We start from the raw sequence: 11,985 nt of genomic DNA, 5'->3' as shown, positions 1-11,985 counted from the left end.
CCATGAGGGCAGACGCGATCAGTGGGGAGACCGATCTCAGACCCGCTGTCGGTGCTGCCCATAACCCGCTGGAGTTATTTCTCCATCTTCTTCGTTCGGTGGTTCTGCTCCACCACATCACTAACTGAAGGACGGAATACAAGGAGACAGCCCAGTGCCAACAGAATCGCGATGACCGCGAGCGAGATTCCCCCGGCGCGGGTGACAAAGGAGATCAGATCAACCAGGACCACCAGCAGGGAGATGGCCAGCAGAAGTCGGCGGACATTCTTACCACTGCGCGGGACCTGGGAAATCAGAGCTGCGATGACCACACCTGCCACACCATTGAGGGCACCGATGAACTTCTGGTTGTTCACCACCACCTCCTGGTAATCTTGATCCGCATCAGCGGGACCGGTGTAGCCAGCGGTGTACATGACCAGCCCCGTCAGAACCATGAGGGCAGCCGTTGCGATGAACAGTCCAAGGGCCCACTTCAACGAGGGGGGCATGGTGCTGCCATCGGCGGATTTCCGGGGGCGGCGGTTGATGTCATCGCCACCGCTTGCCGGCGTGGGGAACATGGTCACAGTGGGCTCCGATATATGGCTGTGTGGATCGTTTTGATCATGAGGGTAGACGCAACGGGGTCCGAACGCCTGCGGTATCCACGGCATCCCGCGGATACTGACGGTACTGCGGGGAGTCTGGCTAGCGCTTGGACTTGGGCGAGAGCGGTGGCTTGGGCGGCTTTGTCGGGCCGATCCACTCCACAACCTCGGGCTTGCGTGCCAGGAGGTAGGCGATGATACCGACCACAGCGGTGAGAATCTGGATTGAACCATCAATGGCATAGAGCGCCACCGGCACATCACCGCTGGGGCTGGCCAGGAATACCAGCAATGCGCGGAAAGCGAAGAAGAAACTGAAGATCATCAGCAGCATATAGGCGGTGGGTGCCCGTTTGCTGCGGTTTTTCACCACGAAGATCATCCAGGTGAGCACACCGATGATGACCAGATTGAGCAGCCCCATCAGCAGTATCGCTGCGGTGGCGGTGGCATTGACCACGGTGTCGGACAACCCCTCGGCTGCGCTCTGCTGCCGGGCAGCAGCCCGCAGGGCCGAGGGATCAAGCAGACCGATCAACACATTGAAGATCTGATGAACCAGCTCCAACCCCACCATGACCGCCCATAGTGTCAGCACCTGCTGAAGGGTTTCGGATCTGGTGGGAGCTGACTTCTGCTCGGTGTTGCCCTGCGGCGGGGTCGTGTGATGTTGACTCGGCGTGCTCATAGGGTTCCTAGTTTAGCGTGACCTAGCGGTTGTTCAGCTTTCGTGCTGCCTCGGTGGCGAAATAGGTGAAGATCTGGTCAGCGCCGGCGCGTTTGATGGACATCAGGGATTCCATCATGACCGCATCGGTGTCAATCCAACCATTGAGTCCTGCGGCCTGGATCATCGCGTACTCGCCAGAGACCTGATAGGCGGCCACGGGCACCGGTGACATCTCCGCGACGCGGGTGAGCACATCCAGGTACGGCAGGGCGGGCTTAACCATCACGAAGTCTGCGCCTTCAGCGATATCAAGTTCCACTTCCAGGAGGGACTCGCGCAGATTCGCTGGATCCTGCTGGTAGGTACGGCGATCGCCCTCCAGGGAGGAACCGACGGCCTCGCGGAAAGGTCCGAAGAATGCGGAGGCATACTTAGCGGAGTAGGCCATGATGGCCACATCCTGGAAACCTTCAGCATCCAGTGCGGAACGGATAGCCACGATCTGGCCGTCCATCATGCCGGACGGGCTGACGATATGGGCACCTGCGCGGGCCTGTGCCACTGCCATCTGCTGGTAGAGAGGCAGCGTTGCATCATTGTCCACCACTGCCACACCACGGCTATCAGTGGTGACCACACCGCAGTGCCCGTGGTCTGTGAACTCATCCAGGCAGGTATCCGACATGATCATCACATCATCACCGAATTCACGTCGCACCGCGGCCAGCCCACGGTTGAGCACACCCTCCGGGTTCCAGGCTTCGGAACCATTGGCGTCCTTATCGGCATCAACGGGCACACCGAAGAGGTCGACGCATCGAACACCTGCGTCAAGTGCTTCGTGCACCGCGCGCAGGAGGGAATCCTCAGTGTGCTGGTAGACGCCGGGCATGGAGGTGATCTCACGGGCCTCAGTGATGCCATCGGCGAAGAACATCGGCAGGATCAGATCCGCCGGACGCAGGGTGGTTTCAGCGACGAGTTCCCGCATCGCCGGGGTGGAACGCAGGCGGCGTGGACGGCGGATCAGGTGCTGGCTGTAATCAGATGGTGTGGACATTCAGGGATGCCTTTCTCAGAAAGAATCGGAAAAGAAGCTCTCAGGCTGTTTCCCACCCAGCATAGGCGGGACCGTGGACACCGCCATCACCCCGCGAATGATCGGCGCGCTGCCCACCTGAATTACCGGTACTCGACTGACGCGCTCCTGATGGCACAGCTGTCTGTTAACTGGCGGATATTTCCAGGGATTCCTGGGGGCAGAAGAGAAACCAGCGGAAAGCAATCCCCGCTGGTTTCTCTTTGACGTTTATCTCATGTGTCCTCAGGACACTTTGCGACGACGACGCTTCTTACGGGGAGGAGGAAGTTCACCCTTCTCACGCAGATCCGCAACATGCTCTGCCAGGGCGTCCACGAGGTCTGGCACCTCAGCAACCTCAGGCATGACATCCACCCGCAGCCCCAGTTCACGGGCGGTATCGGCGGTCATCGGCCCGATGCAGGCGATGATGGTGCGCGCATGCGGCTTACCGGCGATGCCCACCAGGTTGCGCACCGTGGACGAGGAGGTGAAGCACACGGCATCGAAGCCACCGGATTTGATCAGATCACGGATATCCGCGCTCGGAGGGGCAGCACGGACGGTTCGATAAGCTACGACGTCATCGACTTCCCAGCCAAGGTCGATCAACCCGTCGACAAGCACGTCTGTGGCAATGTCCGCGCGAGGCAGCAGGACACGTCCCACCGGGTCCAGCTCTTCGACATACTCAGGGAACACATCAACAATGCCCTGAGCGTTCTGGCGGGTACGCGGTGGCAGCAGCTCAGGGGTGATACCCAGCGCGCGGATCTCAGCGGCGGTTTTCTCGCCGACAGCCGCGATGCGCACACCTGCGAAGGCGCGGGAATCCAGGCCGAATTCAGTGATCATATCCCAGACGGCACGCACGGCGTTTACGCTGGTGAGCACGACCCACTGGTAACGGCCCTCCACGATGCCCTTGATGGCGCGTTCCATCTGCGCCGGGTTGCGTGGTGGCTCCACGGAAATCGTCGGAACCTCCTGTGGGATGGCCCCGTGGCTGGCGAGACGGGCACTCATCACAGCAGCCTGCGGCTTGGCGCGGGGCACCAAGACCCGCCATCCGTAGAGTGCACGGTTCTCCCACCAGGAGTACTTGGCGCGGTCGCCCACGCCCCTGCCCAGGGTGACCACGAGTGGGCCCGGCAGCTCGGCATCCAGCTTGGCCAGCGCACCCAGGGTGGTGTCATAGGTGCGCTGCATGCGGGTGGTGCCGTTGACGGTGACGGATACGGGCAGATCCGCGGCCATGTCACGGGCCTTGAGCTCCGTGGCGATGGTGACCAGGTTCTCTGCGCGTGCCTGGAGAACCAGTGGCTGAGGTGCACTGGCCAGCTGGTCCCAGTCCACGACAGGTCCACTGACATCGGTCTCGGTGTAGGTGGATCCCAGGGCGATACCGGCAAAGGCCGGGACCGTGCCGGGCAGGGACATTCCGGGGACAACCTGGAATTCCATACCGGCCTCAGAGACCGCGGTGATCTCCGCCAGGGTGGTGTCACTGCTCAACGGGTTGCCGGTGACCAGACGGATGACATCTCCACCCTTGGCCAGCTGCTCAGAGAGCACCGTGGCGATATTCACCGGGTCGGTGTCCTCCACCTCGATGATCTCGGCGGCAGTAGGCGCCAACGGGCGTGGAGGCCTGCGACGTGCCCCACTCGCCTTGGCCTCAGCGCAGATGCGCTCATACTCATCAGCGGCGGCCTGGAGTTTTTCCTCCGGCACGGGAAGCTCAGCGGCGACAAAGGCACGGACACTGTCCAATACCTGGGCATCGGTGACAGCGCGGACAGTATTACCCAGCACCTCGCGGGCACGAACAGTCAACAGATCCGGATTACCCGGGCCTGCCCCAACAAAGATGACCTTGCCTGGAATTAACTCTTCAGCTGCGTCTGCGTGAGACACAACTGACACGAGCCTGCGTGCAGCGTACGTTTCAACCACGGTGGTATCGGGAACCTGGCTGGTCTCGATCCCGTTGGCATCAGCCATCTCGGCCTTCTGGGCGATAGTCATCAATATCTTTTCTAGTTCATATCCCGGATACAACCGATACCCACCAGCCACCGACAGCACCTGAACCCGCATGTTTAACAGTATGAAACGCACATGCGCCGAACTGGCACCGCCGATAAATGATGAGCACTGACTCCATCCGGATGAGGACGTAACTGGTCGGCGCACAAATTCACGCCCGATCAAGTTGGGCGGATCCCACTGGGGTCCGCTACCGATGTGGTCAAAAGCGACCACCCGCTTGATGGGCGTTCACCGTGTGGTATATACACGATAATTCAGTGTGGGCGTTTTACGAAAACGTAGCTTTTATCATCCTCCACCATCACCAGAGCATCGGACTCTCGAAACCACCCGACACCGGGAGATCCTGCAGCGGATGACGCTGCCGGAACCAACAGTTTCACCAGCTCAACCGGCCACAACCCAAATCCCCATATAGGCGGATATGATCGGCGGAAATCTGTTCCACACATGGAACACCCCCTGTATCCACTCCCCCGCCACAATGACCCTCCACCACCCACAGACGGGGAAGTAAAGGTGTGAACCCAGGATCGCGCACACCTGTGCCGCGCCTCCTTCGAACCCCCTCCTGGTGCCGCTTCACCCGCGGCCAGGTGGGAGAGAAACAACGTGCTGATTCACCGAGCACAATCCCACCAAGCGTGAAATGATGAAGTTTTGTCAGCACACCCACACCCGGCGCTCCCTGGTTTTATGAAAGGCACTTCCATGACGCTTCTGACTCAGCGGATGTTTATCCGTCGCTCCGCCACCACCGTCCTGGCGCTCGGCGCTTCCACAGCCCTGCTCGTCGGCTGCTCCGAACCTGAGGCCGATAACACCGATAGCACCGAAACCACCGGCACCACCACTGCCGGTACCAGCGAGCAAGCATCGTCTGCGGAGCAGGTGACCATCACGGTCTACACCTCCGAGCCGGAGGAGAAGGTCGATGAGATCAACGCCGCGTTCATGGAGGCCAATCCGGATATCAACGTCGAGGTCTACCGCGCCGGCACCGGTGATCTGAATGCCCGCATCGCCGCGGAGAAGGCCTCCGGTTCCATCGAGGCGGATGTCCTCTGGGCCGCCGACGCCCCCACCTTCGAGTCTTATGCCGAGGCTGGTGACCTGGCTGAGCTGGATGAGGTTGATGCTTCCGTGGTGATCGAGGAGGCCCGCGATGCCGAGAACTTCTATGTGGGCACCCGCATCATCCCCACGGTCATCGCCTATAACACCAGCCTCGTGGATGAGGCTGATCTGCCGCAGTCCTGGGCGGATCTGACCGATCCGAAGTACGCCGACATGCTGGTCATGCCGGATCCTGCCGTCTCCGGTGCAGCGGCATTCAACGCATCGGTGTGGAAGAATGACCCGGCCCTGGGCGAGGACTGGATCAACGCCCTCGGGGAGAACCAGCCGATGATCGCCCAGTCCAATGGGCCTACCTCCCAGGAGATCGCCGGTGGCGGTCGCCCAGTCGGTGTGGTCGTGGACTACCTGGTCCGCGACCTTGCCACCGCTGGATCCCCGATCGCCACCATCTACGCCTCCGAGGGCTCCCCCTACATCACCGAACCCGCCGGTGTGTTCGCTGATTCAGAGCAGAAGGAAGCCGCACAGCGCTATATCAACTTCCTGATCTCCGTAGAAGGCCAGGAGCTTGCCGTGGAGCAGGCCTACCTTCCGGTCCGTGAAGATGTCTCCACCCCGGAGGGCACTCCGGAGCTGTCCGAGATCGCCCTGATGACCCCTGATCTTGAGGTTGTCACCGCCGATAAGGATGCAGCCGTGGAGCTGTTCCAGAACGCCATGAACTAAGAGGATCTACTGTTTCACCTATGCGTTTATCCTCTTCGCTGACTTTCATGCGGGCAGGCGTGTGGCTGATCGTCATTGGTCTGTTCATCGCCCCGCTCGCACTGGTGGTCAGTCTCGCCCTCGGCCGCAACCAGATTCCCCAGCTCTTAGATCAGGGGCTGGGCACCGCTGTGTGGAATTCCACCTACACCACGCTGTTATCAGCGGTGGGTGCGGTGATCGTCGGCACCGCCATCGCCCTTCTTCTGGACCGCACGAATGCCCATGGACGCAGTGCGCTCAGGTTGTTTTTGTTGTCGCCGTTGCTGATCCCACCGTTCATCGGCGCCATCGCCTGGTTGCAGCTTTTCGGTCCCAACCAGGGTCTGAACAGGTTTTTCGGCACCCAGCTCTGGGATATCTACGGCGCGGACGGTGTGACGGTACTGCTGATCATCCACTCCTATCCCATTGTCTACGTGGTCATGTCCAATGCCCTGCGTCAGCTGCCCTCGGATCTGGAGCAGGCAGCCAGGATCGCAGGCGCCAGCACAGCCACGGTCCTGCGCACCATCACCCTGCCGCTGCTGCGCCCTGCCCTGCTCTCCGCCTTCACACTGACCGCGGTGGCCAACCTGGCGGATTTCGGTATCCCGGCGCTCATCGGTTCCCCGGCGCGCTTTGAAACCCTGGCCACCATGATCTACCGATTCATGGAGTCCGGCACGGTGGATAATCCCCTGCAGACGGTCTCCACCATCGGTGTGGTGCTGTTATTCCTCGGCATTGCTGCCGTCACCGCGGACTATCTGGTCTCACTCTATGCCTCCACCCAGTTGCAGGACACCGGTGCCGCCCTCACCTTCGACCTGGGCAGGGCACGCATCCCGGTCACCTTCATCTCTTGGGTCATCGCCCTGGCCTTCACGCTCGCCCCGATCCTGGGGCTGGCCTACCGCGCCCTGCTGCCGGCACCGGGTGTCCCCTTCACCCTGGACACCATCACCCTGAAAAACTTCCAGGCCGCATTGAATAACCCGCGCGTGATCGAGGGGTTCACCAACTCCGTGACACTCGCCCTGGGCGCCGCGGTGATCTGTGGTGTGCTGGGCTGGCTCATCGGCCTGCTGGTCACCCGCACCCGACATTTCACCAACACCCCCATGACGTTGCTGGTGCTGCTGCCCACTGCACTACCGGGCATGATCATCGGTGTGGGCTGGTTGATCCTGGGCCGCTACACCGACCTGTACAACACCCGGTGGATCATCCTGGGCGCCTATGTCTGTGCCTTCACCGCGCTGGTCCTGCAGGCCGTGCGCGCCCCGCTTGCGCAGACACCGTTGGCCATGGAGGAAGCCGCCCGCATCAGTGGCGCCGGCCGGGTGAGAGCGTTGATGGACACCACCGGTGCGATGGCCATCCCCGCCGCGGTGGCCGGTGCGGTGTTGGTGGCGGTCACCGCGGTGCGTGAACTGACCGTGTCCATTTTGCTCATCGCGCCGGGAACCACCACCCTGGGTGTGCAGGTGTTCAATCTGCAGCAGGCCGGTAATTACAATCAGGCATCTGCATTATCGTTGATATTTGCGGTCATCGGTATCGTGGCGCTATCTGTCACGGTGCGCAGCCAGAAGGAGCGATAACTTGTCTTCCATCTCCATCACCGACCTGTCTGTGACTTTCGCCGATGGCACGGTGGGGCTCGACCATGTCGATATCGATGTCCACCCGGAGGAGTTCGTGGTGCTGGTCGGCCCGTCCGGGTCCGGCAAGACCACCCTGTTGCGCACCATTGCAGGGTTCATCACCCCCTCGGAGGGCAGCCTCACCATCGCCGGTGAGGACATGACCCGGGTCCCTCCGGAAAACCGCCGCATGGGCATGGTCTTCCAGCAGCACGCGGTGTGGCCTCACATGTCAGTGGACAAGAACGTGGCGTACCCGCTGAAACGGGCTGGGGTGGGCAGGGCGCAGATAAGCACGCGCGTGCAACGCGCCCTCTCCCTGGTCGGTCTGGACGGGTTCGGCAACCGCAAGCCGGCAAGCCTGTCCGGTGGTCAGCGTCAGCGCGTGGCGTTGGCGCGCGCGGTGGTGGCGGATCCCACCGTGTTGCTTCTCGACGAAGCCCTCTCCGCCCTCGATGAACCCCTGCGTGATTCGCTGCGCCGGGAACTGGTGGCACTGACCCGGCGCGAGGGACTGACCACCGTGCATGTCACCCACGACCGCGCGGAGGCCATCGCAATCGCCGACCGCATCGTGGTGCTGGATAATGGCCGTGTACAGCAGGTATCCACCCCCGCGGAGTTGATCAACGCTCCCGCGAGCGCGGCGGTGGCCTCGTTTATCGGTGATGCCACGCTCCTGCCCGCCACCATCGCAGGGGAGTTTGTGGAATGCTCCGTGCTGGGCACTGCCTGGCGCCGCGATAAGGTCCGGGAGATGGCAACGCTGTACCCGGGTGACACAGCCACCATCGCGGTGACTCCCCTGACCGTCACCGTGGTACCACCCGCCACCCCGGGGGCTGTCGATGCCGTGATCACCTCGGTGCTGTTTGAGATCACCTCACACAGCATCACCGCGGAAACCCCCGGCGGCCAGCGATTCCGCGCGCATGTCACAGGAACAGTGCCTGCCATCGGGGAACGCATCGGCCTGAAAATCAGTGAACCGCTGGTCTATCCGGCATAGAGAAAGGACTCATGTCATGTTTCAAGCTTTATTCGGTGGCGGACCCGACCGCGGGGAGATAGACCGGTTGCGGATGCGGGTGGGCGAATTGGAGCGCACCGTCACTAGGCAGCAGCAGAACATCGACATGCTCATGGCCGAACTCGGGATGGAAGTCTCCTCGCTACCCGCCTCGCTGCGTCCAGACCGCGATATCCTCCATCCTGAGGTGATCGCCCTGCTGCGCGAGCGCAGGGAGATCTCGGCGATCAAACGCCACCGCGAGCTGACCGGCGCCGGTCTACGCGAGGCCAAGGAGCTCATCGACAGGGAGAAGGGAAAATACCTCTAGCGTCGTTCTCCAACCCCAGCCCCCACGCCTTTCAAAAGGTGTGGGGGAAGGTGATGATTGTGAAACAACTTTCGCCACTTTCCACTCACATCTATATAGTGAAGCTATAAACACCGCGCCCCTCTCGTGATCTGGCCAGATCGTTCACGACGGGCCGGTTTTCTTTTTGTGGCCCGATAGTGAGGTTTCGTGCACGACAAACCGCACCTCTCATATGAGAAGCAGCTTCGTCTACTTGAAGAGCGTGGTGTAGAGCGTCCACAGCCCCCGGCGTTGAGCAGTGCCGCGGTCACCAGGTGCGTGATCACCGGCACCGACCCGAGCACCCGGTTGAGAAGCCGCGCCGGGGTGGTGGGCAGGACCCGCAGTGCCAGCATGATAGGAGCTGCCGTCACAAGCACCAGCACCAGAGTCATGGCGACGATGATCTCTCCCTGATGAGGGTGGTCATGCCCCATGTAGAAGATACTTATTCAACCGGTGATGACGGGTTGACCGCAGACCAGCCAGACCGATAATGGTCAGTGTCCTTAGAAGAACAGATCCACCCCGGAGCGGATCTGGTGGATGCGTAGGATTTTGTGGTTGACCACACCGTCGAAAAGCTGGAACACGCCGATCCCCAGGGCGACCGCCGTCGCCCACCTGCCCCAGGGAACGTGGATGTGCCGGCGGAGATCGGCCGGCATGAACAGGCCCCACACCGTGATCAGCCAGATCAAAGTGTGGAAGATGCCGTCCGATATCAGCGGCCCGGTCCGTCCGCCCCGGGATGTTCCCGGGGGCGGGGATGGTCTTATACTGCGGACCAACCACCATCATTGGCCAGGATCGCGCCGTTGATATTGGAGGCTTCATCGGAAAGCAGCCACACAATGGCGGATGCCTGCTGTTCCGCGGTGGACAGCGATGGGATATTGCCGCGCGCCTCGGTCAGGCGGGCATTGCCGAACTCACCGAGCGTCTCCGCCATCGGGATGCCAGTGGCCACACCGCCCGGGGCGACGGCGTTGGTGCGCACACCACTGGTGGCATACATGAAGGCCATGGACTTGGTGATGCCCAGAACCGCATGTTTAGAGGCTGTGTAGGCCACGCCTGAGGCGGAACCACGCAGGCCAGCCTCGGAGGCGACATGGACAATCGCCCCGGCAGATTTGTCCAGCATCCGGCCGGTCACCGCGCGGGTGAGCCGGACAAGGCCGTCGACGTTGACGGCGAAAACCCGGCTCCACATCTCATCGCTGACCTCGTGGATGGCGGAGAAGTCATCATTGATGCCGGCGACATTGGCCAGGCCGTGGATCTCATCGCCTGCGGCATCCAGGATGCGCTGGACTGCAGCCGGGTCGGTGAGGTCGGCTGCGACGGTGATCAGGTGCTCGGTGTCCTCGGCCTGGGCAAGTTCATCCAGTCGCTGCCCGGAGATATCCACCCCGATGACGCGGGCGCCCTCACCCAGCAGCTGCCGGGTCGTGGCGCGACCGATGCCGGAGGCCGCGCCGGTGACGATGACGGTCCGGCCGGTGAAACGTTGCCCCGCAGCAGCAGGTGCGGTGGCGGTCTCAGGCATCACGCCGTCATTGGCGGCAAGCACCATGCCGTCGATGGCCTCCTGGGGCATCCGGCCACCGGACATCTCCACCAGGTTGCCCAGGGGCAGACCGAGGGCTGGGCGCAGCTGCTCGATATCGGAGCCTGCCTGCTCGAGGAAACCACGGAGGATGGGTCCGCCCTTGGGGTGGTCGAGCCACTGCTGGATGGTGTGGCCTGCGGTAATCGGGGTGTGCTGGTTCTCAGACACGGAGATCTCCTTTTCAAATAGTGGATATTTTCCAAATGAATTTAATCACCACTGTAGAGACATCAGAGAAAACGCGCCTGACCTGCACTTTCCTCGGCAAAAGGGTTGCTATTTTCGGTAGTTTCTGATCGCGCAGAGGAGAATCGTGCATCGTCCCAGCTCAAAACCCATAGCTGCATGAATACAGGAACGAGATGGTCCTCCGGAAGGGCTTGCCGGAGGGGATGACCACTGTTCCCTGCGGAACACCCGCCAGGCAGGTGGACGGCGTCAGAGTTGGTTAATCGCGTGTTCGCGCAGGAGTTGCAGGCGCGTGCGCTTTGCATCTTTCATGTGCTCACGCAGGAGGTTCGAGGCACGCTCCTCATCCCGATCCTCGATCGCCTTCAGGATAGCTTCGTGTTCATCCAGGGCCCGTTCCCACCGTCCCCCCACAGACAGGGTGGAGGTGGGGTAATGAATCAGGTGGGTATTGAGACGTCCCAGCAGATCAATGAGAACAGGATTATGGGTGGCCTGCCAGATCGCATCATGGAATTCCAGGTTGGTGCTGATCCGCTGCTGCTCATCAGGATGCTCCAATGACCGATCGCGTGCTAAAAGCGCCTCCAACTTCAACAGATCAGAAAGTTGATGGGCGCGTGCAGCCTCGCCGGCGGCAGTGCCCTCCAACTGAATGCGCAGATCATATACCTGAATCACCCGTTCAGGATCTGCCTCAGGGACACGTAGCCCGCGGTCAATCCGCACCAGGAGACGTTCTTGTTCCAAACGGGAGAGAACCGCGCGGATAGGCGTGCGTGACACCCCGAAACGCTCAGTGAGAGGAATTTCACGGAAGGGTGTGCCGGGAGGATGCACTCCTGTCAGGATCTCCTCACGTAATAAGTGGAAGATAGCATCACCATCGACTTTTCGGGGTTCAGTCATCCCGCACACCTCCATTCCCTCCGTGTTTATCCAGCTCACCCA

12 protein-coding genes are annotated in these 11,985 nt (G+C 61.4%); 5 read left to right on the top strand and 7 right to left on the bottom strand.

Features of this window, described 5'->3' with window-relative positions; translation table 11 throughout:
* Positions 1-74 precede the first annotated feature (74 nt).
* From CFAEC_RS01830 to CFAEC_RS01815, 4 genes are all read right to left on the bottom strand, one after another.
* Entirely contained in the window at positions 75-566 is a 492-nt protein-coding gene (locus tag CFAEC_RS01830; RefSeq protein ID WP_290279778.1) for a hypothetical protein, read from the bottom strand.
* A gap of 127 nt (positions 567-693) precedes the next feature.
* Positions 694-1,281, bottom strand: a complete 588-nt coding sequence (locus tag CFAEC_RS01825) for a hypothetical protein (RefSeq protein ID WP_290278280.1) — start codon at positions 1,279-1,281, stop codon at positions 694-696.
* A gap of 22 nt (positions 1,282-1,303) precedes the next feature.
* Positions 1,304-2,323 carry a porphobilinogen synthase gene (gene hemB, locus CFAEC_RS01820; RefSeq protein ID WP_290278279.1) on the bottom strand — a complete coding sequence of 340 codons (1,020 nt, stop codon included), beginning with the start codon at positions 2,321-2,323 and terminating at the stop codon, positions 1,304-1,306.
* A 264-nt stretch (positions 2,324-2,587) separates the two neighbouring features.
* Positions 2,588-4,372, bottom strand: a complete 1,785-nt coding sequence (locus CFAEC_RS01815) for a bifunctional uroporphyrinogen-III C-methyltransferase/uroporphyrinogen-III synthase (protein ID WP_290278278.1) — start codon at positions 4,370-4,372, stop codon at positions 2,588-2,590.
* 756 nt (positions 4,373-5,128) lie between these two features.
* On the opposite strand from CFAEC_RS01815, the gene CFAEC_RS01810 reads away from it, so the two are divergent.
* From CFAEC_RS01810 to CFAEC_RS01790, 5 genes are all read left to right on the top strand, one after another.
* Positions 5,129-6,202, top strand: a complete 1,074-nt coding sequence (locus tag CFAEC_RS01810) for an ABC transporter substrate-binding protein (RefSeq protein WP_494337420.1) — start codon at positions 5,129-5,131, stop codon at positions 6,200-6,202.
* A gap of 20 nt (positions 6,203-6,222) precedes the next feature.
* The gene (locus CFAEC_RS01805; protein WP_290278277.1) at positions 6,223-7,827 is read left to right on the top strand and encodes an ABC transporter permease; all 1,605 of its coding nucleotides are present in this window, start codon (positions 6,223-6,225) and stop codon (positions 7,825-7,827) included.
* 1 nt (position 7,828) lies between these two features.
* On the top strand, positions 7,829-8,878 hold the full coding sequence (locus CFAEC_RS01800; RefSeq protein WP_290278275.1) for an ABC transporter ATP-binding protein: 1,050 nt from the start codon (positions 7,829-7,831) through the stop codon (positions 8,876-8,878).
* Between the two features lie 16 nt (positions 8,879-8,894).
* Complete coding sequence (locus CFAEC_RS01795; RefSeq protein ID WP_290278273.1) at positions 8,895-9,209, top strand: hypothetical protein; 315 nt, start codon at positions 8,895-8,897, stop codon at positions 9,207-9,209.
* A gap of 189 nt (positions 9,210-9,398) precedes the next feature.
* Positions 9,399-9,647, top strand: coding sequence for a hypothetical protein (locus tag CFAEC_RS01790; RefSeq protein ID WP_290278271.1), 249 nt, complete (start codon positions 9,399-9,401; stop codon positions 9,645-9,647).
* Between the two features lie 92 nt (positions 9,648-9,739).
* On the opposite strand, the gene CFAEC_RS01785 is transcribed toward CFAEC_RS01790, so the two are convergent.
* The 3 genes from CFAEC_RS01785 to CFAEC_RS01775 all read right to left on the bottom strand — a co-directional run bounded on the left by CFAEC_RS01785 (position 9,740) and on the right by CFAEC_RS01775 (position 11,943).
* Positions 9,740-10,021, bottom strand: coding sequence for a DUF2243 domain-containing protein (locus tag CFAEC_RS01785; RefSeq protein WP_290278270.1), 282 nt, complete (start codon positions 10,019-10,021; stop codon positions 9,740-9,742).
* Positions 10,006-11,013 carry an SDR family NAD(P)-dependent oxidoreductase gene (locus CFAEC_RS01780; protein ID WP_290278269.1) on the bottom strand — a complete coding sequence of 336 codons (1,008 nt, stop codon included), beginning with the start codon at positions 11,011-11,013 and terminating at the stop codon, positions 10,006-10,008. The genes CFAEC_RS01785 and CFAEC_RS01780 overlap by 16 nt, the downstream gene beginning before the upstream one ends.
* A gap of 270 nt (positions 11,014-11,283) precedes the next feature.
* A complete protein-coding gene (locus tag CFAEC_RS01775; protein WP_290278267.1) occupies positions 11,284-11,943 on the bottom strand; it encodes a GntR family transcriptional regulator in 660 nt (219 codons plus the stop codon).
* Between the last annotated feature and the right edge of the window lie 42 nt (positions 11,944-11,985).

The sequence above is a fragment of the Corynebacterium faecale genome (genome assembly GCF_030408735.1).
Taxonomy (GTDB): domain Bacteria; phylum Actinomycetota; class Actinomycetes; order Mycobacteriales; family Mycobacteriaceae; genus Corynebacterium; species Corynebacterium faecale.
Note: the sequence above shows the minus strand (reverse complement) of the source record. Positions and strands in the feature narration are given on the sequence as shown.